We start from the raw sequence: 25,044 nt of genomic DNA, 5'->3' as shown, positions 1-25,044 counted from the left end.
TGATCATCGAAATGATCTGCGTCTCGGAAAATCGGCTCTTTCTCATTCGTCTGCTCCTTCGAGGTCGAGCAGACCCTACATCAGAGCGAGGGAGTTTCCGGGGGGCAGGTCAACGGTGTTCGGCTTGCGACTTTCCGAAATCATCCGGTCAACCCACCATTTGCGGAAGGCGAGGGCGTCGTCGCGGGTGATCTCGTCGAGGAACTTGTCGCCGATCACGTCGATCGCATTTTTTACCGACGCGCGGCGTTGATTCTCCCATCGCCGGCGGGCGCGGTCGGCCCTGTGAACCGTCCGCTCGCGGGTGAGCTCGAAGAATTCGTCGAGCCCGGTCGAAAGGGTGAAGCGCGGGGCATCGACGGCGCCGAGAACGGCGGCGGCCTCGGCCTTCGGCGCCAGCGAGCCCCCAGCGACAAGCGCCTCGTAACGGCGCAAGAGCTCGTCGAGCGGCCGGCGGCGAGCTCGGCCGCCGGACGGTAAGGGACGCCGCGCGCCTCGGCGAGCCGGACGGCGGAGTCGAATCGCGCTGCGGCGCCCGGCTTGTCGTCGGCGGCGAGGCCTTCCCAATAGGCGCGGAGCTCGGCCTCGACGGCCGGCGCCTTCGCCTCGGCTTCGCGCCGGCTATCGGTGCGGAGCGCGATCCGCACGATCACGCGCGGGTCCAGATGCTCGAAGCGCCGCGGAACTCGCTTGACGAGATACCAGCGCCCCCGATCGTTGCTGATCCCCAATGTTCCGCCCTCAGAACCCCGTGAATGTTACGGGATTTTCGGGCATCTCGGGAAGGCCGAAAGATCGATGGCAGTTAACGCCTTGATCTTGCGGTACTATTTTTGGACCACCGATTTGGAAGTGGTCGGAGTGAGAGGATTCGAACCTCCGACCCCCTGCTCCCGAAGCAGGTGCGCTACCAGGCTGCGCTACACTCCGAACAAGGCGGGCATTTACGCGGTTCTGGCGTCCGCTGCAAGAGCGGTCGCGCGGGTTTGGGCGGGAAATGTCATGCGCCGCCTCGGGCCGGCGGGTGGCGCCGGGCGTCACGCCGGAGCGAGGCTCAGGCGAGGCTCCAGTCGATCGGGGACTCGCCCGCCGTTTCGAGGAAGGCATTCGCCTGAGAGAACGGGCGGGCGCCTAGGAAACCGCGGTGGGCGGAGAGGGGCGAGGGGTGGGGCGCGCGCAGGACGAGGTGGCGCGGGTTGGTCAGGAGCGGCGCCTTCGCCTGGGCGTAGGCACCCCAGAGGAGGTAGACGACGGGCTGGTCGAGCGTCGCGACATGGGAGATCAGCCGGTCAGTGAAGCTCTCCCAGCCCCGGCGACGGTGCGCGCCGGCCTTGCCCTGTTCGACGGTCATCACGGCGTTGAGGAGCAGCACGCCGCGCCGGGCCCAGAGGCCGAGGTGGCCGGGGGCGGGCGTGGGCAGGCCGAGATCGGCGGAAAGCTCGCGGAAGATGTTGCGGAGGGAGGGCGGGACCCGAACGCCCTCCGGCACGGAGAAGCTGAGGCCCTCCGCCTGCCCGGGCCCGTGGTAGGGGTCCTGGCCGAGCAGGACGACGCGGACCGCCTCGGGCGGGGTCAGTTCGAGCGCGCGGAAGGTGAGCGGTTCGGGCGGGTAGACCTCGGCGCCGGCGGCGCGGCGGGCGGCGGCGTGGGCGAGCGGGACGGCGGGGTCCGCGCCGGCGCCGGCCCAGGCGGCCGGCAGCGCCACGCCGCCCTCGTCCGGATGGGCCACCGCCTCAGGCACCGCCCGAACCCCCGCGCCCCGAGGGCCTCAGCGCGAGGCTTCGAGCGCGGCGACGATCGCGTCGCCCATCTCGGATGTCGTCACCGCCTGCCCCCCGTCCGGACCCATCAGATCGGGCGTGCGGAGACCGTCCGCCAGCACCTTCTCGACCGCCGCTTCCAGCCGGTCCGCCTCGCCGCCCGCGTCGAAGGAATAGCGCAGCGCCATCGCGAAGGAGAGGATGCAGGCGATCGGGTTGGCCTTGCCCTGGCCCGCGATGTCGGGCGCGGAGCCATGCACCGGCTCGTAGAGCGCCTTGCGCCGCTTCGTCTTCGGATCGGGCGCGCCGAGCGAGGCGGAGGGCAGCATGCCGAGCGATCCGGTGAGCATCGCCGCCACGTCCGAGAGCATGTCGCCGAAGAGATTGTCGGTCACGATCACGTCGAACTGCTTGGGCGCGCGGACGAGCTGCATGCCGCCCGCGTCGGCGAGCATATGCGTCAGTTCCACGTCCGGGAAGCGCGCGTCATGCGTCGCCTGTGCGACCTCGTTCCAGAGCACGCCCGACTTCATCACGTTGCGCTTTTCCATCGAGCAGACGCGGTTCGCGCGCACGCGGGCGAGTTCGAAGGCGACGGCGCAGATCCGCTCGATCTCGAACGTGTCATAGACCTGCGTATCGACGGCGCGCTTCTGGCCGTTGCCGAGGTCGGTGATCTCCTTCGGCTCGCCGAAATAAACGCCGCCGGTCAGTTCGCGCACGATCAGGATGTCGAGCCCTTCGACGAGTTCGCGCTTGAGCGAGGAGAAATCGGCGAGCGCGTCGAAGCATTTCGCCGGGCGGAGATTCGCGAAGAGCTCCAGATCCTTGCGGAGCCGCAGGAGCCCGGCCTCGGGGCGCACGTCATAGGGTACCTTGTCCCATTTCGGCCCCCCGACCGCGGCGAGCAGCACGGCGTCCGCCGCCTGCGCCTTCTCCATCGTCGCGTCGCTGATCGCCTGGCCATGCGCCTCGTATGCGCAGCCCCCGACCAGATCCTCCTCGACATCGAAGGGGCGGCCGTTCGCGCCGAACCAGTCGATGACCTTGCGCACCTCGGTCATGACCTCGGGGCCGATGCCGTCGCCGGGCAGGATCAGAAGGGTCGGGTTGGCCATGGCGCGTGTCCTCGATCGTTGTTGGTTCCGGCCAACCCGCTAGCGCCGGGCAGGCCCCGGGTCAAGGAGCGGGGCCAAGGATCGGAGCCCGGGAGCCCAGGTCAGGGAGACGAGTCAGGGAGCCGGGTCGAGGTCCACCCAGACGAGCCGATGCGGCGGTCCGAGAGCGACCGCTTCGGCGAGCGGCTCGCCAGCGGCGGGCCAGAAGACGCCCGATCCGAGGAGCCTCAGCCCGCGCGACGGAAGCACGTAGTCGAGCCTGAGTCCCCGTTCGCCGAGCCGCGCGGTGTCGCGGGCCGCGTCGCCCGCGCCTTCCCCCCGACCGGTCGCACTTCCACCCGCGCTTCCGGGCATCGGGTCATGCAGCGTCGGATGACGGAGCAGCGCGGCGATGGCGTTCCGGTCGCCCGCCCCGTCGGCCGGATCGGTGTTGAGATTGCCGAGCAGGACGAAGGGCGGGCGCAGCGCCGCGTCCCGGCCAAGGTCGTCGGTGAAACCCGCGCCGTCGAGGTATCGGGTCCAGAAGCCGATCTCGTCGGCGTTACGCAGCACGTTGAACTGCTCCGGCCCGTCGAAAAGCGGCGGCGTCGGGTTCGAGGCGAGAAGGCGCAGGCGCGCGCCGCCGGGCAGGATCGCGGCGATGTCCCAGTGCGACCGACTCGACAGCGGCACCCGCGCCCGCGCCTCCGCGTCGAGCGCCGGCCTGCCGTCCGGATGGATCGGCAGCCGCGCGCCGGGCAGATCCGCCCAGCGCAGGCCGCGAAAGGTCCGCGCGGCCTCGGTATCGAGCGGCAGCCGTGACAGGATCGCCATGCCGCCCTGCCCGGGAAACCGGCCCCAGCCGAGCGCATCCTCCGCTTCGCGCCGGCGGCCGTCGCCGTCGAGGTCGAGACCGGACTCGACCCCCGCGTTGACCGGCGGCGCGAAATGGAACGGATAGTCGATCCCCTCCGCCCCGACCGCCAGCCGCGCGCGGAAGGTGGCAAGCGCCACGCCCCCGAAATCGTGGTCGAAGCCGTTCAGAAGGAGGATGTCGGGCCGGACCGCCCGGATGACCGCGAGCGCCGCGTCAATGTCGGGCTTCGGCTTGCCGGAGCGGAGATCCGCGAGCAGGAGACCGGGACCGGAGCGCGACAGGCCGACATCATAGGTCGCGACGCGCAGCGGAGCNTTGCCGGAGCGGAGATCCGCGAGCAGGAGACCGGGACCGGAGCGCGACAGGCCGACATCATAGGTCGCGACGCGCAGCGGAGCCGCCGCCGCGGGGGTGCTCAGAGCGATCAGGATAAGAAGGAGCGCGCGGATCACACCCGCGACGCTCGCAGCCCAGAGTTAAGCCGGCGTTAAACCGGAGTTGAACCGCGGTTCAACTCAACCCGCCTTGAGCCAGGGCGCGCGGCCCTCGTACTCGGCCTCGAAGGTATCGATCTCCCCGACCTTCTCCATCGTGAGGCCGATATCGTCGAGACCGTTCAGCAGGCAATGCCGGCGGAATTCGTCGAGCGTGAAGGCGATCGAGCCGCCGTCCGGGCCGGAGATCGTCAGGTTCTCCAGATCGACGGTGACGACCGCGTTCGACCCGCGCTCGGCATCGTCCATCAGGAGGTCGACCTGCTCTTGCGGCAGCACGATCGGCAGGATGCCGTTCTTGAAGCAGTTGTTGTAGAAGATGTCGGCGAAGCTCGGCGCGATCACGCAGCGGATGCCAAAATCGAGCAGCGCCCAGGGCGCGTGCTCGCGGCTCGACCCGCAGCCGAAGTTCTCGCCCGCGACGAGGATCTTCGCCTCGCGATAGGCGGGCTTGTTGAGCACGAAATCCTCGATCTCGTTGCCCTCGCGATCGTAGCGCATCTCGTCGAAGAGGTTCTTGCCGAGGCCGGAACGCTGGATCGTCTTCAGGAACTGCTTCGGGATGATCATGTCTGTATCGACATTGATGAGCGGCAGCGGCGCCGCGACTCCGGTCAGTTTGGTGAATTTCTCCATGGCCCAGCCTCCACTCTGATCGGTGTGGATAAAACACGCGCCGCGCACCTTCGCAAGCCTTGCCCGAGGCGGGTCTTGCCTTACAGTGAACCCCGAAGCCCATGGCGGACCTGACCCGGGAAGGACCGAGAATGAGCAAGGACGGTGGCCGCGTCATGGCTTTCGCGGCGTTTCTGGCACTTTGTGTCGCGATCTACAACTTTTTCGCACCCGTGGGGCTCTTCGCGCCATTGTCGGATGTTCGAGGCAGCCTCGGGGCGGGGGTCGCGATCTTCGGCTGCCTGATGCTGATCATCGCCGGGCTGGTCCTTGGCGGGCGGCGGCGGAACGTCCCCCTGATCGCGATCTTCGTCATTGGCGGGTTGGCCGGAATCCTCGGGACCGGATTCGCGGCCTACCTGCTCGGAAGCTGGGTGATTCTCTGTCTCATGGCCGTCTGCCTGATCGGCTGGCTGATGCGCGTTTTCGGCCGCGCACCCAGACCCGCCTGAACCTCGCATTTCCGCGAAAGGGCCCATCCAATGCGTTCCCTGCCACGCCTTCTCGCCCTCGCACTTCTCGGCTCGGCCACCGCGGCCGCCGCCCAGGACGCTCCGCTCTGGGACACGTTCAACGGTGATCTCAAGGCACAGAAATTCTCGCCGCTGACCGAGATCACGCCCGAGAATGTCGGCGAACTGACCAAGGTCTGGGAAACCCACACCGGCGATGTCTGGAGGGGGCCGGGCGATTCGCGCGACGAGAACGCGCCGGGGCCGAAACCCACGGAGACGACGCCGGCGACCGTCTGGTCTGCGACGCCGATCTTCGCCAATGACACGCTCTATCTCGGCACGCCCTTCTACCGGATCTTCGCGCTCGAACCCGATACCGGGGCGGTCAAATGGACCTATGACAGCGGATCGACGCTCGAGGGGCTGACGCAGCCCGATCTGAAGAATCGGGGCGTCGCTTATTGGGAGGCCGAGGCGCCCGAGGAGGGGCAACCCTGCCAGAGACGCGTCTATCTCGGCACGATGGATGGCCAGCTTCACGCGGTGGACGCCGATACCGGCGCGCTCTGCGAGGATTTCGGCGAGGCCGGGATCTTCGACATGGCCCAGGTCAACATGATCAACGCGAAATGGCCGCTCTCGCTGCTCCAGCCGCCCACGGTCTTCGGCGACATGCTCTTCATCGGCTGGGCCGGCAAGGACTGGATGGACCAGGTGGACAGCCCCGGCGCGGTCTACGCGCTCGACGCGCGAACCGGAGAGATCCGCTGGACTTTCCACACCCTGCCCGCGGAGGCGCGCGCGGTCTCCGGCACGGCGAATGTCTGGGCCTCGATGTCGGTCGATCCGGAGCGGCGGCTGCTCTATCTCCCCGTATCCTCGCCGAGCCCGAACTACTATCAGGGCGCGCTGCCCGAGGGCCTGCCGGTCGTGACCTCGGTCACCGCGCTCAACGCCGATACCGGCGAGATGGTCTGGTCGCGGCAGCTGATCCACCACGATGTCTGGGACTACGACACCAACGCGCCGCCCACGCTCCTCGATATCGAGAAGGACGGTGCGACGATCCCGGCGCTGGTGCAGACCTCGAAACAGGGCTTTCTCTACGTCCTGAACCGGGAGACGGGCGAGCCGGTCTATCCGATCGAGGAGCGCCCCTTCCCCCAGACGGATGTACCGGGCGAATACACCTCGCCGACGCAGCCCTATGTCGCGCGGCCGGAGCGGGTGATCGACGATACCTGGCCCGGCATCTTCGAACTCGCCGACACGGTGAGCGGCGGCTATTGCACCGAGACCTTCGAGAAGCTCCGCTACGAGGGCAGTTACACGCCGCCGAGCCTCGAAGGCTCGCTCGCCTATCCCGGCACCGCCGGCGGCGTGCAATGGAGCGGCGGAGCGGTCGATCCCCGGAGCGGGATCTATGTCGTGAACTATTCGAGCACGGCGCAGATCTACAAGCTCGTCCCGCGCGCGGAGTTCGACACGCAGGCGGAGGCGGGCGGGAGCGAGACCGCGGCCTTCTATCCGCAGAGCGGCGCGCCCTACGGGTTCGAACTCACGACCTTCCTCAATCCGCTCGGCATGCCCTGCTGGAACCCGCCCTTTGGATCGATCACCGCCTATGACATGAATACAGGCGACCGGCTCTGGGACGTGCCCTTCGGACAGGTGCAACGCTACGGTTTCTACATGCCGGAAAGCTGGGGCTCGGTGACGATCGGCGGGCCGGTCGTGACGGCGAGCGGGCTCGTCTTCATCGGCGCCTCGATGGACGCCCGCGTCCGCGCGATCGACATCAAGTCCGGCGAGGTGCTCTGGAAGGGGCTGGTCGACGCGCCGGCCGTCTCCCTGCCCGCGGTCTACGAGTACAAGGGCAGGCAGTATGTCGTCTTCACCGCGGGCGGGAATTCGATCCTGAGCCCTAAGGTCGGCGATCAGGTGGTGGCCTTCGCCCTCCCCGACTGATCCCGCCCCGACTGAGCCCGCGCCTCGCGGATCAGCTCGACATAGCGCCGGGCGCCGAGGCCGAGCGGGCGGTCGCGGCGCCAGACGAGATCGATATAGAGGCTCAGCACGTTGCTGATGTTCTCGAAGGCGATCTCGGTCAGGGCTCCCGCCTCCACCAGCGGGCGGACGAGCGAGCGGGGCAGATAACCCCAGCCGAGCCCGGCGCGCACGAGGCCGAGCGCGGCGAGATGGTTGTCGGTGTGCCAGATGTCGTGCGAGAGCAGGACGCGGGTGTCGGCGACGCCCCGGCTCGCGACCGCGATCTGGCGTGTCTCGATAAGATCTTCCATCCGCGGCCGCTCCGCACCCGCCACCAGCGCATGTTCGGGAGCGGCGACCGCGACGAAGATCTCGCTGCCGAATTCCTGGAACGTCTCGATCTCCGACAGTTCCGGCCGCTCGAAGACCAGCGCCAGATCGACCTCTCCCGCGTGCAGCCGCCGGGTGAGATCGCCGCCCGCGCCGGAGACAACCTCCACTTCGAGCCCCGGATACTCGGCGGAGAGTCTCGCCAGCGGTGTGCTCCAGTCGACCGAAAGCAGTTCCGCCGCGACCGCGATCGTCAGCCTCTCCTCGAGCCCGGCGTGGATCGCGAGCGCCTGCGCCGAGAGCAGGCGCAGGGTCTGCCCCGCCCGGCGCGCGGAGGGCTCAAGCGCGCGCGCCGCGGCGGTCGGTTTCGGCTCTCGCCCGGACCGGTCGAAGAGGGTGAGGTCAAGCTCGGCCTCCAGATTGGCGATGCTCATGCTGACGGCCGAGGGCACCCGCCCGAGCGCGCGCGCCGCCGCCGAGAACGAGCCGTGATCGAGCACGGCGAGGAAGACCGAGACCGCGTCGCAGGAAAAAGCCATGCGCCTCACCTGTCAGCTTTTCTGATAGCTCCTGACTTCTTGTATCAGGGCGAATCGGGTAAATCACCGCCAACGCAAGTTCAAAGGTGAAACAATGCAGGGTATCCGCAGACGGGTCGTGTATCTGACCCTCTATGAAGCCATCGCGATCGCGGCGAGTTCCTTCGGGCTCACGATGATCTTCGACGTCCATGCCAGCGAGGCGGGCGCCACCGCCGTCATCGCCTCCGTCATCGCGGTCGTGTGGAATCTGGCCTACAACACGGCCTTCGAGGCGTGGGAGGCCCGGCGCGCGGTCCAGGGCCGGAGCATCGCGCTCCGGATCGGCCATGCGATCGGGTTCGAGATCGGGTTGACGGTCGTTCTCGTGCCGATCTTCGCCTGGATTCTCGGGATCACACTGATCGAGGCCTTCCTTCTCGACCTCGGTATGATCGTGTTCTTCCTCGTCTACACCTTCGTCTTCAACCTGGGCTTCGACAAGGTGTTCGGCCTGCCGCTCTCCGCGCAGCGGGGCGGGGCCGGGGAAGCTTTGCCGGAAGCCTGCTGAGGCAATCCGGGGTCCGGGCCCGCCAGCGCGCGTCCGGACCGATCCGTTCTCAGAGCAGGTCGCGCACGTCCGTCAGCCGCCCGGTGATCGCCGCGGCGGCCGCCATCGCGGGCGAAAGCAGATGCGTGCGGCCCTTGTAGCCCTGCCGCCCCTCGAAATTGCGGTTCGAGGTCGAGGCGCAACGCTCGCCCGGCGCGAGCTGGTCGGGGTTCATGCCCAGGCACATCGAGCAGCCGGCCATCCGCCAGTCGAAACCGGCTTCGATGAGTTTCTGCGCGATGCCCTCCTCCTCGGCCTGCATCCGCACCAGACCCGAGCCCGGGACGATCATCGCGCGGATGCCGTCCTTGACCTTGTGGCCCTCCATGATCTTCGCGACCTCGCGCAGATCCTCGATCCGGCCATTGGTGCAGGAGCCGATGAAGACCGTGTCGATCTCGACCTCGGAGAGCTTCTGGCCGGGGGTCAGCCCCATGTATTCGATGCTGCGCCGCGCCGCCTCGACCTTGCCGCCCTTGAAATCCTCGGGATGCGGGACGGTCGCGGTGATCGGCAGCACATCCTCCGGGCTGGTGCCCCAGGTCACAACCGGCGCGATCTTGCCGGCGTCGAGGATCAGCTCCTTGTCGAAATGCGCGCCCTCGTCGGTGAAGAGCGTACGCCAGTAAGCTTCCGCCATCTCCCACTGCCCGGCTTTCGGCGCATGCGGGCGGCCCTTCACATAGGAGAAGGTCTTCTCGTCGGGGGCGATCAGACCGGCGCGGGCGCCGCCTTCGATCGCCATGTTGCAGACCGTCATTCGGCCTTCCATCGAGAGCGCGCGGATCGCCTCGCCCATGTATTCGATCACGTAGCCGGTCCCGCCCGCGGTCCCGGTCTCGCCGATGATCGAGAGCGTGATGTCCTTCGCGGTGACGCCGAGCGGCAGCGCGCCCCGGACCTCGACCTTCATGTTCTTCGACTTCTTCTGGATCAGCGTCTGGGTCGCGAGCACATGCTCGACCTCCGACGTGCCGATCCCGTGCGCGAGCGCGCCAAAGGCGCCATGGGTCGCGGTATGGCTGTCACCGCAGACGATGGTCATGCCGGGCTGGGTCAGGCCCTGTTCCGGACCGATGATGTGCACGATGCCCTGGCGCACGTCGGCCACGTCATAGATCTCGATGCCGAAATCGGCCGCGTTCTGGCGCAGCGTCTCGACCTGAATCCGGCTCTCGGGGTTCTCGATCCCTTTCGCGCGGTCGATGTCGGTCGGAACATTGTGATCGGGAACAGCGGTGGTCTTCGACGGCGCCCGCACCTGACGGCCAGCCATGCGCAGGCCCTCGAAGGCCTGCGGGCTCGTCACCTCGTGGACGAGATGGCGGTCGATATAGAGCAGGCTGGTTCCGTCGGACGCCTCGTTGACGAGATGGGCGTCCCATATCTTGTCGTAGAGCGTTCTGGGACCGGACGGGCTGGAGGCTGACGAACTGGAGGCTGACATGGATTTCTCCCGCGTTGGCATGAGCTAAGGACAGGCGAGTCGCGCGGAACGGGCCGGCGCGCACGAGGCGTCAGGCCCCGCGCGCAAGCCGGATTCCCTTGGCGTAGAAGCGCCAAGGCAGCCGCCGATGATCATCCATGTCGAAAAGCCGCGTCATTCGGCAGCAGATAAGCCCGAATCATCCGCCGGGCAAGATCGTGAACCAATATCCGGAGGCGGGGAAGAGTGACCAGGCCAGAGTCGTAAGGACCAGAGTCATAAGGGCCGGAGTCATGAAGACCGGAGCACGGGCGGCGGACCGGGGGTAAGACGATCCGCCGCCGCGCCTGCGGGGGAGGCACGGAGGCGGCGCCGCCCCGGAAGCTCAGGCGAGGATCACGATCGGAATGCCCGTGGGCACCATCGACCAGATCTCCTCGATCTCGGTATCGCTGACCGCGATGCAGCCCGCGGTCCAGTCCTTCTTGTAGCGGTCGGCGCGGAGGGTCGGCCCGCCGTGGATCATGATGTCGCCGCCCGGGTCCAGGCCCAATGCGCGCCCGCGCGCCACGTCGTTCGGATTCGGATAGCTGATGCCGAGGCTGAGGTAATAACTGCTCAGCGGATTGCGGCGGTCGATGTAATAGACCCCCTCGGGTGTCCGCCCGTCGCCGGAGCGTTCCTTGTGGCCAAGCGGCGTGAAGCCGAGATGGATACGGTACTTCTTGAGCGTCTGCTCGCCGTTCATCAGCGCCAGAACCCGGTTCTTCTTCGAGACCACGATCTGCGTCGCCCGCGGCATGGCCCGCCGCGCATGGGCCGGCGCCGCGAGGCCGAGCCCGAGGAACCCCGCCGTCAGCGCGAGCGCGCTTCGCCGCGTCCACAACCGGTCGGCCGTGGCGCCTGCCAATGCATCATCCTCGACCGGCGAGGCCGGTCCCCTTCCTGTCCAGTCGTCCATTTTGCCTGCTCGTTCTTTTTTCGTTGTGTCGGACCCTTACGGATCACTTAATTACTGCTTGATAACGTTGATAGAACCCTAATTCGAGGGATTCGTGAAGTCCCTCCGTGATCAGCCGCGCAAAAACGGCAACAGCGAGGCGATCAGAAGACCCGCCATCAGGATGTTGAAGACCCGGAGCCGGCGCGGCTCCGAGAGGAAATCGCGCAGCGCCTCGCCGAGCATGGTCCAGAGCAGCACACAGGGCAGGGAAACGATCGCGAACACGACCCCGGCGAGCAGCGCCGGACCGGGCGCCGGATCGGGCAGATAGGCCCCGATCGTCGAGAGCGCGAGCGCCCAGGCCTTGGGATTGACCCATTGGAACAGCGCCGCGCCGAGAAATCCGAGCGGCCGGCCGGTCGCGCGCCGCTCCTCCGGCGCCGAGGCGGTTGCGACCCGCCAGGCCAGATAGACGAGATAGAGGATGCTGGCCCAGCGCAGGATCGTGAGCGTGACCGGATAGAGGTGGAAGAGCCCCGAAAGCCCGAGCCCGGTCAGCAGAACCATCACGCCGAAGCCGATGGAGATGCCGAGCATGTGCGGCACCGTCCGGCGCGTGCCGTAGTTCGCACCCGACGCCATGACCATGACGTTGTTCGGCCCCGGCGTGATCGAGCCGACGAAGGCGAAGACCGCGAGCGCGAGGAGGGTCTCGAACGTCATGACGTGCGCGCCACCGCCGCCGCCGTCGCTCCCGGCCGCGGGTGCTCGATGCCTTTCGGCATCCGGCGGATCTGGTCGATGAGGTGGCCGCCCAACGCCCAGGCGCGCGCGGTCCCGCCCGAGCCGGACCCGGCCACGATCATCACGCGGCGCATATCAAGCGGTGCCATCACGACCGGCCTCTCAGACCGGAGCGGAAGCCTCGCCGCCCCTTGCGCGGCGGGCACGCTCGCTCGCGCTCTTGAGCTGGCCGCAGGCCGCCATGATGTCCTCGCCCCTGGGCGTGCGGACCGGCGAGGCATAGCCCGCGCGGTTCACGATCCGGGCGAAGGCCTCGATCCGGTCGGGATCGGACCGCTCGTAGGGGGCGCCGGGCCAGGGATTGAACGGAATGAGGTTGATCTTCGCCGGGATGCCCGAGATCAGCTTCACCAGCCGCCGCGCATCCGCGTCCGAATCGTTCACCCCCTTCAGCATCACATATTCGAAGGTGATCCGCTCGGCGTTCGACAGCCGCGGATAGGCGCGGCAGGCGTCGAGCAGTTCGGCGATGTTCCACTTCCTGTTGATCGGCACCAGCTTGTCGCGGATCTCGTCGGTGGTGGCATGGAAGGAGATGGCGAGCAGGCAGTTGATCTCCTCGCCGACCCGCGCGATCTCCGGCACCACGCCCGAGGTCGAGAGCGTGATGCGCCGGCGCGACAGCGAGAGGCCCTCGTTGTCCATCGCGATCCGCATCGCATCGCGCACGTGGTCGAAATTGTAGAGCGGCTCGCCCATGCCCATCAGCACGATGTTCGAGATGAAGCGCTTGTCGAGCGGACCCTTGCCCCATTCCCCGAGGTCGTCGCGCGCGACGAGGATCTGGCCGACGATCTCGGCCGCCGTCAGGTTGCGGACCAGCCGCTGCGTGCCGGTATGGCAGAAAGAGCAGGTCAGCGTGCAGCCGACCTGGCTCGAGACGCAGAGCGTGCCGCGGTCGGTCTCCGGGATGTAGACCGCCTCGATCTCCGAGCCGCCCGCCACGCGGAGCAGGTATTTGCGCGTGCCGTCCTCGGAAATCTGCCGGGTGACGATCTCTGGACGGGAGATGGAGAAGTTCCGCGCGAGCAGCCCGCGGTAGTCCTTCGCGAGGTTGGTCATCGCCTCGAAGTCGCGCACGCCGCGATGATAGATCCACTGCCAGATCTGCCCGGTCCGCATCCGCGCCATCTTCTCGGGCGTGCCGGCCTCGATCAGCGCGGCGCGCAGCGTCTCGCGGTCGAGCCCGACGAGATCGGGCAGGCCGCCCGCGGCCGGCTTGCGCGGCAAGGCGACGACCTCGGGCGTGATCGGAACGGCTTTGAGCGGGGCGGCGGACATGTCGGGGCTTTCGGCAACGGGCGGATCAGCCCGCCAATGCCGGCGAGATAGCAGAATTCGCGGATTTTTCCACCCCCGCCACGAAAGGCGGCGGCGGGAGGCTCAGCCGCAGCGTCCGGCGGCGTCCTGAACCGCCGCGGTGAAGCCGGAGAGCGAGATCGTGTCGATCGTCGTCGTGCCCCGGGACGAGACCCCGGTGATCGTCGCCGTCGCCCCGGCGCGGAAGGCCGCGACGATCTGCCGATCGATATCCGGCGACGCCGGCCAGGCCCAGCTGTTGGCATCACCCGAGCCCGCGTTCAGCGTGAAATCCTGCGATCCGATCTCGAGCTTGACCGGCGTGCCGTCCCGGAAGGGATAGCCGCCCGAGAAACTCACCTCGGCCGCTACGTTCTCGGCCGGGCGATAGGTGACGAAGAGGCGGATGTCGCCCCGCTCGACTTCGACGGGCTGGCCGTCGCGCAGCGCCCGCGAACTCTTGGGCGGCGAGACGACGTAGCATTCCCGCGGTTCACCCGCGACGAACACACTCCAGTCGGTGTGGGTCGCCACCGGCGTGGCCGCCGCCTGCGCGCCGGCCGGCAAGGCCGCGCCGCCGGTCAGGCCGAGCACCACGAAAGAGAGAGCGATCGCGGAGCGATACTTCAGCGTCATGTCCCAGGTCTCCTGCTCGATCACCGGTACCCTTTCCGCGGCGAGGGTCGGCCCGCCATGAAGGCCCGGCTTGTTATTGTCTGCGTCCTTGCCGTACTCTATCGCGACAAGCGGGATCTGATCCACCCCATTTGCGCGTCTTCGGGCCCGCGGGGGGCGCGTTCCGCCCCGCCAAGGCCAGTGCTTTCGAGAACGAGACCGAAGAGAATGCCCGCCGCTGAGCCCGATCCCCTGTCGGAAGCCAGCGACGCTGAGCTTCTGGTCCGGGTCGCCCGGCGCGACCGAGACGCGTTCGTGGCGCTGTTCGACCGGTTCGCGGCGCGGGTCAAGGCCTTCATGATGCGCGGCGGCGCCAGCGAGGCGGACGCGGACGAGATCGCGCAGGATGTCATGGTCCTCGTCTGGCGCCGGGCGGAGACGTTCGATCCCTCCCGGGCCGCGGCCTCGACCTGGATCTTCACCATCGCGCGGAACCGCCGGATCGACGTGCTGCGCCGGACGCTGCGCCCCGCGCCGGACCCCGCCGACCCGCTGTTCCAGCCGGAGCCGGAGCCCGACGGCTTCTCGCGGATGGATGCGACCGAACGGGAGGCGCGGATTCGCGCGGGCCTCGCGGAACTTTCCGAGGATCAGCGCGCGGTGCTGGTCGCGGCCTTCTACGACGGCCTGAGCCACGCCGAGATCGCCGCGCGGCTCGGCCTGCCGCTCGGCACGGTCAAATCGCGGATCAGGCTTGCCTTCCGGCACCTGCGCGGGGCATTGGGCGACACGCTTGCGGAGGAGTTGAGTGATGGCTGACGCGATACCCATGGTCGAGGTGCGGCGCGGACCTTTCGCGGAATCGGTCCATCGCGGGCACGCGGTGATCTGCGATGCCTCGGGCGCGATTCGCGCCGCCTGGGGTGACCCGGACGCGGTGATCCTGCCGCGATCCTCCTGCAAGATGCTCCAGGCCCTGCCGCTCGTCGAGAGCGGGGCGGCGGCGGAACTCGGCTCCGAGGAGCTGGCGCTTGCCTGCGCCTCGCATCAGGGAGCGGAGATGCATGTCTCGCGGGTCGCGCGCTGGCTCTCCGACCTCGGGCTCGGCGAGCGTGACCTGCGCTGCGGCGCCCAGGTTCCCGACGACCGGGCGGAGCGGGGCCGTCTGCGCGAGGGGCTGGAGGCGCCCTGCCAACTGCACAACAACTGCTCCGGCAAGCACGCCGGTTTCCTGATGCTGAACCGCCACCTCCGCGGCGACAGCGAATATGTCGCTCCGGACCACCCGGTTCAGAAGGCAGCCCGCGCGGCCTTCGAGGAGATGACCGGCGCCGAGAGCCCGGGCTACGGGATCGACGGCTGCGCGGCGCCGAATTTCGCGACGACGATGCGCGGCCTCGCCTCGGCCATGGCGCGGATGGCGAATCCGGCCGGGCTCGGCGCCACGCGTCAGGCGGCGGCCGAGCGGCTGGTGGCGGCGATGGTCTCCCACCCGTTGCTGGTCGCGGGCGAGGGCCGGGCCTGTTCGGAACTGATGGCCGCGGCCGGAGGATCGGTGGCGGTGAAGACCGGCGCCGAGGGCGTCTTCGCCGCGATCTGGCCCGAGAAGGGGCTTGGCCTCGCGATCAAGATCGAGGACGGGACGACGCGGGCCAGCGAATGCGCCGTCGCCGCGCTGCTGACCCGGCTCGGCGCGGTGAAGGCGGCGGACCCGCGGGTGTCGCGGAGAACCGCGCCGGTGATCACGAACCGCCGGGGAGTGGCGGTGGGAGAGATCGGTCCGGCCCCGGCGCTCTGGGAGAATGGCGCGCCGCTCTGACGGCGGGCCGCCGGCGCTTACTTGCCGATCAGCTGAACCCACCAGATCTTGCCCGACTCTTCCTGATACCAGGCAAATCCGAAGCCGCGGCCTTCGGGGTCCATGATGACTTCGCGCGTATCGGCGAAATCGAGCCAGCTTCTGAGCACCGCGAGATCGGAATCGGTGCCCTCGGCGATGTTCTCGCCGCCGAGCTCCGCCTGATAGCCGGCGCGGAACGCGCGTTCCCGAGGTGAGGTGAGGTCGGAGCCGAAATGCCAGGCACGGCCCTGAACCGCCATGTCGCGGGCGTGGGTCTCGGCGGCGGCGTTCAACTCGGCGGAATAGCGCAAAGGCGTAAGCCCCTCGCCCTCACGCACGGCATTCACCGCGTCGAGCTGCCGCGTCAGGATCTCGTCGGCGTCGGCGTCGGAAATCCGCGGCGTCCCGCCGCCTTCCGTCGAAGAGCAGCTCGCGACGGCGAGCAGGATCGCGAGGGCGGCGAAACAGTGGCGGATCATCATGCGGCCGTCGGTCGTTGTGAACTCGATTCGTGCTATCGGCTTTCCCCCGACCGTTCAAATCGAATTCCCGCCAGCATGGCCAAGACGGCCGCGGGTGTTGCGCCGAAGTCGCTTCCGGAACTGTGAGTTGCCGGATCACGATCAGGCGCATAGCATCGCCGGCCTACGTCCGGCGGACGGCGAGGGGTGCCAGGAGACGAGCTGACATGAGTGACAAGGACATCACGCGGGACACCAATCGGGGCTCTGGCCCGGACATCAGCCGGCGGGCGTTCACCCGCGTCGCCTTCACCGTCGCGGTGGCGAGCGCCACGACCGTGATCGGCGGGCGCGGATTCGCCTCGACCGAGGAGGAAGCGCTCGCGAACGACTTCGTGCCCGACTCGCAGGACACGCCCATGCTGCTTCGGCGCATCTCGAGCCTGAAGATGCGCAAGTGGGAAGACTATTTCGACAGTCTTAACAACGATGCGATTCTCTGCGACACGAACGACCGCGTACTGCACTACTGGGGCGCCGACGGCTTCTATCGCGTGTATCCGACCTCGGTGCCGCTGAGCGAGGAAATGACCCGCCGGGGGCGTACCTCGGTGACGCTCAAGCGGCCCGATCCGGATTGGCGACCCACTGCCTCCATGCTCAAGCGCAATCCCGCGCTCCCTCCCTATGTTGAGCCCGGCCCGGACAATCCACTCGGAATCCGCGCGCTCAACCTCAGCTGGCCCGCCTACCGCATCCACGGCACCAACGACATCCGCAAGATCGGCCGCCAATCCTCCAGCGGATGCATCGGGCTTTTCAACGAACACATCCTCGAGGTTTACGGCCGGGCGGCGGTCGGAACGCCAGTGTTGCTCATTTGACAACACCGCCCGTTTCGTGAGGGGCGAGGGTTTCGGCGATTGAAAACGCGGGGGAAAACTGGTTAGTGTTCAAGCATTAGCTTGTCCGCTCGCAGGTCCGGGCGAGCTATCGGTTTCGCAGACCCGCACTCTCTGAGGAGGACAACAATGAAGTTTATCGTTACCACGGCGGCGGCTCTCCTGCTGGCCGGCCAGGCGTTCGCCGGCAACCTCGTTTACGAAGCGCCGGCCGAGCCGGTCGTGGTTGCCGAGCCGGCCCCGATGGGCGGTTCGAACGCTGCCTGGCTGATCCCGGTGATCGGCCTCGCCGCGATCGCTTACGCGATCTCCAACGACGACTCCTGATCGGGTCACGATTATACGGTGCCGAGCCGTCGGCCTCCCGACGCCGGCACCGATCCAGACCTAGCGAACCAGGGCGGCGCCTACTGGCGCTGCCCTTTTCGTTGTCGGGCGACGCCTCTCGTCGTCGGGATCGTGTTCCGGTCCGCGTCGGTAAAATGCTCGTAATGCGATTGGGAGCGGACACTCGACCGCGCGCACCGGGAAAGGGCTCGTGACTGCCGCGGGAACTCCAGGACCGTCCGAGCCGCGTACCCGCGCCTAGCGGGGAGAGCCGGTGTAGGGAAGCACGACCTCGATGTCGATCAACCCCTGCTGCGGCCCGAGCCAGCTCAGTGTGCGCCAGACGAAACCGCTGGACGCATCCGCGAAATGCAGCTGCTCGAACGAGCCCGAAGGGCCGTCGCAATACTCGCTGATCTCCACGCCGCGATGCGCCTCGCCGAGGATCTCCATGTCCTTGACCGCGCCGCGCTCGAACCGGCAGTCGAAGGTCTCGATCCGGCCGCGGGGCGCGCTGGCGGGGAATTCGTAGCTGCGCTGCACCAGGGCGGGCCATTGCGAGATCGGCATCGGCGTCGCCAGCGGATCGGGCGTGGTCGATTTCGCCGAGAGGAGGTCATAGCCCAGCCCGCGCGTCCCGGTGACCTGCGAGTTGCGCATGATGACGAGCTGCCGCAGCCCCGAGGCATAGGTGATGTAGCCGCGATTGTTCGCCGCCGCGACGAGATAGGTCGGCGACTTGTCCGCGACGAGGCGCGCGCGGATCGTTGCGACATCGGCGCGGTTGATCTGTTCGCGGGTGACGGGTTGCCCCGGCGCCGGGGCCGCCGTGCCGTCGAATGGGTTCACCTCGTCGATCGCCCGCGAGACGATCGGGTTCAGCCCTTCGTCGGTGCAGCCGGCGAGCGCGGTGAGCAGCAGCGTGGCGAGAACTGTCAGCCTCATTGCCAGAACGAGCCCCAGTTCTGTTGCATGTGCCGGCGATCGAATTCCTTGACCGTACCCCAGAGATCGTTGGCCACATCGAGCTGTGCGCCGCCATCGCGCGAGATCGAGGTGAGCTGGATCGAGTTCCGCGCGTCGGTCTCGAACGGGACGGTCCAGCGGAACGGGATGGTGATCATCACGCCCTTGTCGAAACTGCCCTCGCCGTAGTCCTCGGAGGTCACGTCGGTCAGCGTCGCATAGGCGCCCACGGCCCAGCCGTTGGCGAATTCGCGCGTCACGGTCAGCGTGCTGCCCCAGTCGCCGGCGAGATACCGGCCCGCATCGAGCTCGACTTCCATCCCGTACCAGCCGGTCTCCCAGTAGACGGAGCCGAAACCGGTCACCACGTCGTAGTCGGTCAGCCCCAAGGGCGCATCCCACTCGCGCTGCTTCACATAGGCGAGTTCGGCGCCGAGGCCCCAGTTCTGGCCCACCGGCTTCCACAGCACCTCGGAATAGAGGCCCGCGAACTGCCGTTCGAGATAACCGGCCGAGACCTGGCCATAGGTATTCTCGTTCAGCTTGAAGACATAATCGCTGGTGAGGTTGGTCATCCGGAGGTTCTTGCCGGAATAGTAGCGCGACGTGTTGGAGCGGACATGCGGCAGCGTGCTGTCGGAATCGCCCGGATCGTCATAGGTGCCGAAGAGCGGCTGGCTGACGCCGAGATTGAAGGACAGGCCCTGCGACACGCGCAGCGTCACATTGGCGTCGAGGTTGAGGCCGATCCGGATCGGCTCGCCCGGCGTGAGCAGCACGAGATAGGGCTGCGGCAGCACGGTCCAGTCGAAGGACGGGTAGAGATCCGGCCGCGTCCAGACGGGATAGCTCGCCGGATCGCTCCAGGCGCCCGCGAGTCCGACCGTGTCCCAGCTGCGCTGCCCGGCGTCCCAGCCCGCGATCTGGCGTTCGTATTCGGCGCGGTTGATCGTCGTCGTGGTCGTCTCGATCCCCTCGGCGACCGAAGTGATGTTGAAGACCCGCACATTCGCCGGCATGCCGACCTGCAGCACCCGGGTGGCGCGGCCGATCGCGCGCGGCTCCTGATTGTAGCGGCGGTTCTGGATCAGCACATCGACTTCGGACCCGCGGAAGGTGATGCGTTCGAGCCGGATGCCCTCCGTGTCCATCGCCTCGGCGAGCGCGGTCGAAAGCTGCGCCCGCTTCGCCGGATCGTTCTGCCAGCCCTCGCCCATCGGCGCGCCCTCGGGCCGGGCGGTGGTCGGGATCGGGCCGACGCCCAGATCCTGCGGCGTCAGCGGCTTGTTCGGATTGCCGCTCAGCGCGATGTTGAAGCCGAGCTTGTCGCCGTACATGTAGTAGCCGCCGACCGTGATCCCCTCGGTGAACCGGTATTCGGCGCCGAAGTTGAACGGATTCTTCCGCTCGAAATGCGAGGTCGGGCCTTCCTGCTCGCGCTCGTAGGCGTCGGAGGAATATTCCGCCTTCAGGGTCAGCCCGTCATAGGGCGTGCGCCATTCGACGCCACCGAAGAAGGCCGCGTCCTCTCCGCGGAAGAAGCGGCCGAAGGCGGGCTTGCCGCCCTCGCCGTAATCCTCGTCGCGCTCGCACATCCCGTCCGAGAACGAGCAGAACGGGTTCTTGAACCCGTTCACCCCGGCGAAACGCCCCCAGCCGACGCCCGCGGTCACGGTCACATCGGGCACGATCCGCTTCGAGGCGACGAGGTATTCGCCCGAATAGACGCCCGTGCCGAGGAAGTCGCGGAAGCCGAGCGAGAGGCTGGGCTGCCAGGGTCCCTTGTCCTCGAGCAGCCGCAGACGGAAGTCGAAGCTCCGGTCCCAGAGGTCATAATCCGGGATGTCCGGACGTCCCCAGTTCTCGATGGTCGAATAGCGCAGCGAGCCGGTCAGCCACGGCAGGACCTGGAAATTGAACTGCCGGCGGCTCATGCCGTCGAACCGGCTCCAGGAGAGCGTCATCTGGCCATCGGGCATCATCTCGGCCGAGGGCATGTCGATCAGGCCGGGATTGCCGTAGAGGTTGACGCTCGGCCTCGGGCGAGGTGCTTCCTCGGCCGTTGCCATGAAGCCGAGGGCCAGGGCCGAAACCGAAGCCAGAGCAGCCGTGGCCATTCCCGCGCGCGGTCGCCAGTCCGACATTCCACCTACCTCAATGGCCCGGTTTTCTCCGGGCCGGTGCCAGATTTTCGAGCGACATTGTCGGATTCGGACCCTGAGCGCCACCCTTGATCGGCCGTGGTCGCCACGAAACCGGCGATGGTGTTGCGCCGATCCCTCACACCTCGCGAGCGGCGCGCGAAGCTCATCCGCCCGCGGCCAACACCGCGCGGAGGCCGGAGCGATAGTCCGGATAGAGCGGCGCGTAGCCGAGTTCCTCGCGCATCCGCCGGTTCGAGACCCGCTTCGACTCGTTGTAGAAGCTGCGCGCCATCGGCCCGAGATCGGCCTCGTCGAAGGAGATCTCCGGTGGCGGATCGACCCCGAGCAGAGCGGCGGCGTAGACGATCACCTCCCCCGGCGGGGCAGGCTCGTCGTCGGCGAGGTTCAGCACGCGCCCCGGCGCCGGTTTCGCGACGGCGGCCCGAAGCGCGCCGGCGATGTCCTCCGCGTGGACCCGGCTGAAGACCTGCCCCGGCTTCGCGATCCGCTGCGCGCGCCCCTCGCGGAGCCGGTCGAAGACGCTCCGCCCCGGCCCGTAGATCCCGGCCAGCCGGAAGATCTCCACCGGCAGTCCGGTCGCGAGCCAGTCGGCTTCGGCCCGCGCCCGGCGCGCGCTCCGCTCGTTCACCGGGCGAAGCTCGCTCGCCTCGTCGACCCAGCCGCCCCCCCTGTCGCCATAAACCCCGGTCGTCGAGAGATATCCGACCCAGCGCGGCCGCGCCGCGATCAGCGCGGCGCGGTAGCGCGCGAGCATCGGATCGCCCTCCGGTCCCGGTGGAACCGAGATCAGGACGTGATCCGCCGCCGCGATCGCGCGGGTGAGCGCCGTCTCGTCGCCCGGATCGACGGGTTCGACGCCCTCGGCCGCCATCACGGCGGCCTTCGCCTGCGACCGAGTGGTGCCAATCCGCCGCCAGTCCCCGGGAAGGGTTGCCGCGAAGGCCGCCGCCGAGTAGCCATAACCCAGCGACAGCAGCACCGGTCCGCCAGACATGGGCCCCTCCCTTTCAGCTCCTGTCAGACCACTATGGGAATGTGGCGACCATGCGAAGGCATTTCCTCATCCTCGTCCTGCTTCTCGCCGCGGGTGGAGCCTGGGCGGACGACATCATGCCCGCGGCCGACTCCGACAGCCCGCGGGTCGATGGACCGCAGGATGATGGTCCGCGCGTGAGCGGCCCGTTCCTCGACGGCCACAGCGCGAACGGCCTGACCGCCGGCGGCCCGCGGCTCGATGTCTCGGCGCGCCCGAGCGATGCCGGAATCGGTTCCGCCGAGCAATGCCAGACCGAGATCAATCGCGACGCTTCGACGGCACGGGAGAAGGCGGCGCTCTGGTACCGGCTCGGCGGTGGCGTCGAGGCGCGGTTCTGCGAGGCGGCGGCGCTCGACGCCATGGGCGCCGACGCATCCGCGGCGCGAATCCTGACCGCGCTCGCGCAGAATCCGAACCGGGCGATGGACATGGGCCTGCGTGCCACGACCTACGAGGACGCGGCGCGGCTCTGGCTCGGCCTCGACCGGCCCGATCTGGCGCGGGAGGCGCTGCTCGCGGCGAACCGCCTGACCGACCCGACCTCCGGGCGCTGGATCAGCCTCGCGCGCGCCGAGGCCGGGCTCGAAGACTGGGCGGCGGCCCGGAGTTCGCTCGACAAGGCCCTCGAACATGCGCCCGATGACGCCACCGCCCGTGCGCTCCGCGCGGCGACGCTCCGCCACCTCGGCGATACCGGGGGAGCGCTGACCGAGGCGCGGCGGGCGCTGGCGCTCGCGCCGGACCTGCCGGAAGCCCTGTTCGAGCAGGCGGCGGCGCTCGCCATCGAAGGAGATACGGCGGAGGCCGCGCGATCCTGGATGCGGCTCATCGAGCAGCATCCGAGGAGCGATCTCGCGGGGGCGGCGCGGCGGAACCTGCAACGGCTGACCGAAGCCGCGCCAGAGCCCATTCCGCGGCCTCGGCTACAACCGGGTCCGCGTCCGAGGTCAGAGGTTCCACCGCGGGGATGAGCGCCGCGTCACCGGAATTGCCGATCGCATAAGCCACGTTGCGCAGGAACCGGTTCCGGCCGATCCGCTTGATCGGCGAGCCGGAGAAGAGCGCCCGGAAGCCCGTGTCGTCCAGCGCCGCGAGGTCCCGGAGCGCGGGTGAGCGAAGCGTCTCGCGCGCGTGATAGGCGGTCTCCCGCGCGACGCCCGCGAACTTGTTCCACGGACAGACGGCGAGGCAGTCGTCGCAGCCGTAGATCCGGTTGCCGAGCTTCACCCGCAGGTCCGGATCGATGGGCCCGGCGTGCTCGATGGTGAGATAGGAAATGCACTTGCGGGCATCGAGCCGGTAGGGCGCCGGAAAGGCGCCGGTCGGGCAGATGTCGAGGCAGGCGCGGCAGGAGCCGCAGTGATCGCTTTCCGCCGCGGACCGCGGCAGGTCGAGCGTCGTGAAGATCGCGCCGAGGAAGAACCAGTTGCCGAGGCCGCGGCTCACCAGATTGGTGTGCTTGCCCTGCCAGCCGAGCCCGGCGGCCTCCGCCAGCGGCTTCTCCATCACCGGCGCCGTATCGACGAAGACCTTGATCCCGGCCCCGGTCTCCGCGACCAGCCAGCGGCCGAGCCGTTTCAGCCGCTTCTTGACCGTGTCGTGATAGTCTCGCCCCCGCGCATAGACGCTGACATTGGCGCGGTCGGGCCGGGAGAGCAGCGCCAGCGGGTCTTCCTCCGGTGTGTAGACCTCGGCCAGCATGATGACGGTGCGCGCCTCCGGCCAGAGCGCCGAAGGATCGCCGCGCCAGCCCATGCGCTCGGCCATCCAGGCCATCGTGCCGTGGTGCCCCGCCGCGACGAAACCCGCGAGCCGCTCCTTCGCGCGCGGGATCGCATCGGGCGCGCAGAAGCCGCAGGCGGAGAAGCCTTCCGCCAGCGCCCGCGCCTCGATCCGCGCGGCGAGCCCGTCCCGCCCCGCGTCCGCCATGACCTCTCCCTCAGAAATCCAGATCGGCGTAATGTTGCGGCGGCGTGAAGCCCGGCACAAGATCGGCGAGGATCGAGCGGAAGGCCGGGCGCGACTTGATCTTGGCGTACCAGTCCCGCACGCCCTGGCCGCGGGTCCAGTCGACATCCGACACATAGTCGAGCGAGGACAATTGCGCCGCGGCGGCGAAGTCGGCGATCGTCATCTGATCCCCGGCAAGCCAGCTTCGCGCCTCGAACAGCCACTCCATGTAGTCGAGGTGGTACTTGATGTTCCGGAGTCCGGCCTTGATCTTGTCGCTCTCGGGATAGCCGGTCTTGGAGAGCTTCTTGTTCACCCGCTCATAGAGCAGGTTCGCCGTCACTTCATGGTGGAACTTGTCGTCGAACCAAGCCGCGAGCCGCCGCGCCTCGGCCCGGGCGGCGGGTTTGCGCGGCAGGAGCGGCGGATCGGGGTGGGTTTCCTCGATATATTCGAAGATCGCATTCGACTCCGCGAGCACGAGATCATCGAGCTTGAGCAGTGGAACCTTGCCCGAGGGGTTCATCCGCAAGTAGTCCATGCGGCGTTCCCAGGGCTTTTCCTCGACCAGTTCGACCTCGATCTTCTTTTCGGCGAGGACGAGTCGGATCTTGCGGCAGAAGGGCGACAGGGGCATGTGATAGAGACGGCGCATTTTCGCTGCCTTTCCTTGCTCGATTCCTCCTTATCGCCGCGAATTCCCCCGGCATCAACCACCGCGCCCGGCGTGGCCCCGGACCCGGTCGGCGAAAGCTCGCCCGCGCCGCCGCTCGCTCCTAGGGTCGGAGGCGGGTCAGAGGAAGCACGCCGCGCGGCCGTCCTCGCGGAGCGTGCCCGCACCCTGCTCGATCGCCCGGCCGCGCGACTGGATGTAGCGCGTGCCACTGACGGGCGAGCGGTTCTTCGGGTCCGGCAGCACCGCCATGAGCCGCGCCGAGGCCCGGGGCGTCATCCCGGAGGCGCTCGTGTCGAAGTAGCGCCGCGACGCCGCCTCGACCCCGAAGATACCCTCACCGAATTCGGCCACGTTGAGATAGACCTCCATGATGCGCCGCTTGGACCAGGTGAGCTCGATCAGCACGGCGAATCCGACCTCGAGCCCCTTGCGGAGCCAGCTGCGCGCCGGCCAGAGGAAGACGTTCTTCGCCACCTGCTGGCTGATCGTGCTGGCGCCCCTCAGCCGGTCCTCATCCGCGAGCGCGCCGCGGATGCCCTCGATGTCGAAACCGGAATGCGCGCAGAAATTCGCATCCTCGGCGGCGGCGGCGGCGAGCGGCAGCCATTCCGCCATCTCGCCGATCGGCACCCAGTCCCGCTCGATCTCCCCGAGGCGCAGCCGCTCGGAGAGCATGTAGTAGTTGGTCGGGGGAGGCACGAAGCGGAACAGCAGGACGAGAATGATCGCGAGAACGACCGCGGTCGCGATGAGGCGGCGCAGCAGTCTCCAGAAACGCATGATCACCGGCCGACCGTTCCTCTCATTCTGCCCCCGTTCGTGCCGGGAT

Annotated in this window: 26 protein-coding genes, 1 tRNA gene and 1 pseudogene; 7 read left to right on the top strand and 21 right to left on the bottom strand. The window is 68.2% G+C overall.

Features of this window, described 5'->3' with window-relative positions; translation table 11 throughout:
- Window positions 1-75: 75 nt before the first annotated feature.
- The 7 genes and pseudogenes from ACLJK8_RS09860 to leuD all read right to left on the bottom strand — a co-directional run bounded on the left by ACLJK8_RS09860 (window position 76) and on the right by leuD (window position 4,864).
- Window positions 76-435: a hypothetical protein gene (locus ACLJK8_RS09860; RefSeq protein ID WP_413150044.1), complete on the bottom strand. Its 360-nt coding sequence runs from the start codon at window positions 433-435 to the stop codon at window positions 76-78.
- A gap of 131 nt (window positions 436-566) precedes the next feature.
- Window positions 567-731 (bottom strand): annotated as a pseudogene (locus ACLJK8_RS09855) (integrase); the annotation flags it as partial.
- 122 nt (window positions 732-853) lie between these two features.
- Window positions 854-930, bottom strand: a tRNA-Pro gene (locus ACLJK8_RS09850).
- A gap of 124 nt (window positions 931-1,054) precedes the next feature.
- Window positions 1,055-1,741, bottom strand: a complete 687-nt coding sequence (gene ung / locus ACLJK8_RS09845) for a uracil-DNA glycosylase (RefSeq protein ID WP_413150040.1) — start codon at window positions 1,739-1,741, stop codon at window positions 1,055-1,057.
- Between the two features lie 27 nt (window positions 1,742-1,768).
- The gene (gene leuB / locus ACLJK8_RS09840; RefSeq protein WP_413150039.1) at window positions 1,769-2,878 is read right to left on the bottom strand and encodes a 3-isopropylmalate dehydrogenase; all 1,110 of its coding nucleotides are present in this window, start codon (window positions 2,876-2,878) and stop codon (window positions 1,769-1,771) included.
- A 114-nt stretch (window positions 2,879-2,992) separates the two neighbouring features.
- Window positions 2,993-4,186, bottom strand: a complete 1,194-nt coding sequence (locus ACLJK8_RS09835) for an endonuclease/exonuclease/phosphatase family protein (RefSeq protein WP_413150038.1) — start codon at window positions 4,184-4,186, stop codon at window positions 2,993-2,995.
- A gap of 63 nt (window positions 4,187-4,249) precedes the next feature.
- Complete coding sequence (gene leuD, locus ACLJK8_RS09830) at window positions 4,250-4,864, bottom strand: 3-isopropylmalate dehydratase small subunit (protein WP_413150037.1); 615 nt, start codon at window positions 4,862-4,864, stop codon at window positions 4,250-4,252.
- Between the two features lie 131 nt (window positions 4,865-4,995).
- On the opposite strand from leuD, the gene ACLJK8_RS09825 reads away from it, so the two are divergent.
- Together ACLJK8_RS09825 and ACLJK8_RS09820 are read left to right on the top strand one after the other, a co-directional pair.
- Entirely contained in the window at window positions 4,996-5,355 is a 360-nt protein-coding gene (locus ACLJK8_RS09825; RefSeq protein ID WP_413150036.1) for a hypothetical protein, read from the top strand.
- A gap of 30 nt (window positions 5,356-5,385) precedes the next feature.
- Entirely contained in the window at window positions 5,386-7,326 is a 1,941-nt protein-coding gene (locus ACLJK8_RS09820) for a pyrroloquinoline quinone-dependent dehydrogenase (RefSeq protein WP_413150035.1), read from the top strand.
- Here the strand turns inward: ACLJK8_RS09820 and ACLJK8_RS09815 are convergent.
- Window positions 7,296-8,216 (bottom strand): LysR family transcriptional regulator, encoded by a 921-nt coding sequence (locus tag ACLJK8_RS09815; RefSeq protein ID WP_413150034.1) that lies wholly within the window; start codon window positions 8,214-8,216, stop codon window positions 7,296-7,298. The two genes, ACLJK8_RS09820 and ACLJK8_RS09815, sit on opposite strands and share 31 nt — an antisense overlap.
- 94 nt (window positions 8,217-8,310) lie before the next feature.
- Between ACLJK8_RS09815 and ACLJK8_RS09810 the strand changes: the two genes are divergently transcribed.
- On the top strand, window positions 8,311-8,766 hold the full coding sequence (locus ACLJK8_RS09810; protein ID WP_413150033.1) for a PACE efflux transporter: 456 nt from the start codon (window positions 8,311-8,313) through the stop codon (window positions 8,764-8,766).
- Between the two features lie 49 nt (window positions 8,767-8,815).
- Here the strand turns inward: ACLJK8_RS09810 and leuC are convergent, their stop codons facing one another.
- From leuC to ACLJK8_RS09780, 6 genes are all read right to left on the bottom strand, one after another.
- Entirely contained in the window at window positions 8,816-10,252 is a 1,437-nt protein-coding gene (leuC, locus tag ACLJK8_RS09805; protein WP_413150032.1) for a 3-isopropylmalate dehydratase large subunit, read from the bottom strand.
- Between the two features lie 364 nt (window positions 10,253-10,616).
- The gene (locus tag ACLJK8_RS09800) at window positions 10,617-11,192 is read right to left on the bottom strand and encodes a L,D-transpeptidase family protein (protein WP_413150031.1); all 576 of its coding nucleotides are present in this window, start codon (window positions 11,190-11,192) and stop codon (window positions 10,617-10,619) included.
- A 111-nt stretch (window positions 11,193-11,303) separates the two neighbouring features.
- Window positions 11,304-11,897: a LysE family translocator gene (locus ACLJK8_RS09795; protein WP_413150030.1), complete on the bottom strand. Its 594-nt coding sequence runs from the start codon at window positions 11,895-11,897 to the stop codon at window positions 11,304-11,306.
- Window positions 11,894-12,067 (bottom strand): hypothetical protein, encoded by a 174-nt coding sequence (locus ACLJK8_RS09790; protein ID WP_413150029.1) that lies wholly within the window; start codon window positions 12,065-12,067, stop codon window positions 11,894-11,896. The genes ACLJK8_RS09795 and ACLJK8_RS09790 overlap by 4 nt, the downstream gene beginning before the upstream one ends.
- Before the next feature lie 13 nt (window positions 12,068-12,080).
- Window positions 12,081-13,259 carry a 23S rRNA (adenine(2503)-C(2))-methyltransferase RlmN gene (gene rlmN / locus ACLJK8_RS09785; RefSeq protein ID WP_413150028.1) on the bottom strand — a complete coding sequence of 393 codons (1,179 nt, stop codon included), beginning with the start codon at window positions 13,257-13,259 and terminating at the stop codon, window positions 12,081-12,083.
- Window positions 13,260-13,361: 102 nt separating this feature from the next.
- Window positions 13,362-13,937, bottom strand: a complete 576-nt coding sequence (locus tag ACLJK8_RS09780; RefSeq protein WP_413150027.1) for an invasion associated locus B family protein — start codon at window positions 13,935-13,937, stop codon at window positions 13,362-13,364.
- 183 nt (window positions 13,938-14,120) lie between these two features.
- Between ACLJK8_RS09780 and ACLJK8_RS09775 the strand changes: the two genes are divergently transcribed.
- Window positions 14,121-14,711: a sigma-70 family RNA polymerase sigma factor gene (locus ACLJK8_RS09775; RefSeq protein ID WP_413150025.1), complete on the top strand. Its 591-nt coding sequence runs from the start codon at window positions 14,121-14,123 to the stop codon at window positions 14,709-14,711.
- Window positions 14,704-15,711, top strand: a complete 1,008-nt coding sequence (locus ACLJK8_RS09770; protein WP_413150024.1) for an asparaginase — start codon at window positions 14,704-14,706, stop codon at window positions 15,709-15,711. Before ACLJK8_RS09775 ends, ACLJK8_RS09770 begins: the two co-directional genes overlap by 8 nt.
- 17 nt (window positions 15,712-15,728) lie before the next feature.
- Here ACLJK8_RS09770 and ACLJK8_RS09765 read toward each other — a convergent pair whose 3' ends face one another.
- The gene (locus ACLJK8_RS09765; RefSeq protein ID WP_413150023.1) at window positions 15,729-16,214 is read right to left on the bottom strand and encodes a CAP domain-containing protein; all 486 of its coding nucleotides are present in this window, start codon (window positions 16,212-16,214) and stop codon (window positions 15,729-15,731) included.
- Window positions 16,215-16,420: 206 nt separating this feature from the next.
- On the opposite strand from ACLJK8_RS09765, the gene ACLJK8_RS09760 reads away from it, so the two are divergent.
- Window positions 16,421-17,077, top strand: coding sequence for a L,D-transpeptidase (locus ACLJK8_RS09760; RefSeq protein WP_413150022.1), 657 nt, complete (start codon window positions 16,421-16,423; stop codon window positions 17,075-17,077).
- A gap of 147 nt (window positions 17,078-17,224) precedes the next feature.
- Entirely contained in the window at window positions 17,225-17,422 is a 198-nt protein-coding gene (locus tag ACLJK8_RS09755) for a hypothetical protein (RefSeq protein WP_413150021.1), read from the top strand.
- Window positions 17,423-17,680: 258 nt separating this feature from the next.
- On the opposite strand, the gene ACLJK8_RS09750 is transcribed toward ACLJK8_RS09755, so the two are convergent.
- The 6 genes from ACLJK8_RS09750 to mtgA form a co-directional block, all read right to left on the bottom strand.
- On the bottom strand, window positions 17,681-18,367 hold the full coding sequence (locus ACLJK8_RS09750; RefSeq protein WP_413150020.1) for a YjbF family lipoprotein: 687 nt from the start codon (window positions 18,365-18,367) through the stop codon (window positions 17,681-17,683).
- The gene (locus ACLJK8_RS09745; RefSeq protein ID WP_413150019.1) at window positions 18,364-20,532 is read right to left on the bottom strand and encodes a YjbH domain-containing protein; all 2,169 of its coding nucleotides are present in this window, start codon (window positions 20,530-20,532) and stop codon (window positions 18,364-18,366) included. The genes ACLJK8_RS09750 and ACLJK8_RS09745 overlap by 4 nt, the downstream gene beginning before the upstream one ends.
- A gap of 163 nt (window positions 20,533-20,695) precedes the next feature.
- The gene (locus tag ACLJK8_RS09740) at window positions 20,696-21,547 is read right to left on the bottom strand and encodes an SDR family oxidoreductase (protein WP_413150018.1); all 852 of its coding nucleotides are present in this window, start codon (window positions 21,545-21,547) and stop codon (window positions 20,696-20,698) included.
- 867 nt (window positions 21,548-22,414) lie between these two features.
- The gene (queG, locus tag ACLJK8_RS09735) at window positions 22,415-23,518 is read right to left on the bottom strand and encodes a tRNA epoxyqueuosine(34) reductase QueG (RefSeq protein WP_413150017.1); all 1,104 of its coding nucleotides are present in this window, start codon (window positions 23,516-23,518) and stop codon (window positions 22,415-22,417) included.
- A gap of 10 nt (window positions 23,519-23,528) precedes the next feature.
- Window positions 23,529-24,194, bottom strand: a complete 666-nt coding sequence (locus ACLJK8_RS09730; RefSeq protein ID WP_413150015.1) for a glutathione S-transferase family protein — start codon at window positions 24,192-24,194, stop codon at window positions 23,529-23,531.
- A 138-nt stretch (window positions 24,195-24,332) separates the two neighbouring features.
- A complete protein-coding gene (gene mtgA / locus ACLJK8_RS09725) occupies window positions 24,333-24,995 on the bottom strand; it encodes a monofunctional biosynthetic peptidoglycan transglycosylase (RefSeq protein WP_413150014.1) in 663 nt (220 codons plus the stop codon).
- Window positions 24,996-25,044: the final 49 nt, after the last annotated feature.

This window comes from Amaricoccus sp. W119, from assembly GCF_047275745.1.
In the GTDB taxonomy this organism is placed as follows: Bacteria; Pseudomonadota; Alphaproteobacteria; order Rhodobacterales; family Rhodobacteraceae; genus Amaricoccus.
Note: the sequence above shows the minus strand (reverse complement) of the source record. Positions and strands in the feature narration are given on the sequence as shown.

Bases quoted from the DNA above. Each gene is read 5' to 3' on its own strand.
- ACLJK8_RS09765 (WP_413150023.1), bottom strand. From the start codon at position 16,214: ATGATGATCCGCCACTGTTTCGCCGCCCTCGCGATCCTGCTCGCCGTC.
- ACLJK8_RS09755 (WP_413150021.1), top strand. From the start codon at position 17,225: ATGAAGTTTATCGTTACCACGGCGGCGGCTCTCCTGCTGGCCGGCCAG.
- leuC (WP_413150032.1), bottom strand. From the start codon at position 10,252: ATGTCAGCCTCCAGTTCGTCAGCCTCCAGCCCGTCCGGTCCCAGAACG.
- ACLJK8_RS09820 (WP_413150035.1), top strand. From the start codon at position 5,386: ATGCGTTCCCTGCCACGCCTTCTCGCCCTCGCACTTCTCGGCTCGGCC.
- ACLJK8_RS09745 (WP_413150019.1), bottom strand. From the start codon at position 20,532: ATGTCGGACTGGCGACCGCGCGCGGGAATGGCCACGGCTGCTCTGGCT.
- queG (WP_413150017.1), bottom strand. From the start codon at position 23,518: ATGGCGGACGCGGGGCGGGACGGGCTCGCCGCGCGGATCGAGGCGCGG.
- ACLJK8_RS09790 (WP_413150029.1), bottom strand. From the start codon at position 12,067: ATGGCACCGCTTGATATGCGCCGCGTGATGATCGTGGCCGGGTCCGGC.
- leuD (WP_413150037.1), bottom strand. From the start codon at position 4,864: ATGGAGAAATTCACCAAACTGACCGGAGTCGCGGCGCCGCTGCCGCTC.
- ACLJK8_RS09795 (WP_413150030.1), bottom strand. From the start codon at position 11,897: ATGACGTTCGAGACCCTCCTCGCGCTCGCGGTCTTCGCCTTCGTCGGC.
- ACLJK8_RS09740 (WP_413150018.1), bottom strand. From the start codon at position 21,547: ATGTCTGGCGGACCGGTGCTGCTGTCGCTGGGTTATGGCTACTCGGCG.
- rlmN (WP_413150028.1), bottom strand. From the start codon at position 13,259: ATGTCCGCCGCCCCGCTCAAAGCCGTTCCGATCACGCCCGAGGTCGTC.
- ACLJK8_RS09760 (WP_413150022.1), top strand. From the start codon at position 16,421: ATGAGTGACAAGGACATCACGCGGGACACCAATCGGGGCTCTGGCCCG.
- ACLJK8_RS09730 (WP_413150015.1), bottom strand. From the start codon at position 24,194: ATGCGCCGTCTCTATCACATGCCCCTGTCGCCCTTCTGCCGCAAGATC.
- ACLJK8_RS09770 (WP_413150024.1), top strand. From the start codon at position 14,704: ATGGCTGACGCGATACCCATGGTCGAGGTGCGGCGCGGACCTTTCGCG.
- ACLJK8_RS09815 (WP_413150034.1), bottom strand. From the start codon at position 8,216: ATGGCTTTTTCCTGCGACGCGGTCTCGGTCTTCCTCGCCGTGCTCGAT.
- ACLJK8_RS09810 (WP_413150033.1), top strand. From the start codon at position 8,311: ATGCAGGGTATCCGCAGACGGGTCGTGTATCTGACCCTCTATGAAGCC.
- ACLJK8_RS09825 (WP_413150036.1), top strand. From the start codon at position 4,996: ATGAGCAAGGACGGTGGCCGCGTCATGGCTTTCGCGGCGTTTCTGGCA.
- ACLJK8_RS09775 (WP_413150025.1), top strand. From the start codon at position 14,121: ATGCCCGCCGCTGAGCCCGATCCCCTGTCGGAAGCCAGCGACGCTGAG.
- ACLJK8_RS09800 (WP_413150031.1), bottom strand. From the start codon at position 11,192: ATGGACGACTGGACAGGAAGGGGACCGGCCTCGCCGGTCGAGGATGAT.
- leuB (WP_413150039.1), bottom strand. From the start codon at position 2,878: ATGGCCAACCCGACCCTTCTGATCCTGCCCGGCGACGGCATCGGCCCC.
- mtgA (WP_413150014.1), bottom strand. From the start codon at position 24,995: ATGCGTTTCTGGAGACTGCTGCGCCGCCTCATCGCGACCGCGGTCGTT.
- ACLJK8_RS09750 (WP_413150020.1), bottom strand. From the start codon at position 18,367: ATGAGGCTGACAGTTCTCGCCACGCTGCTGCTCACCGCGCTCGCCGGC.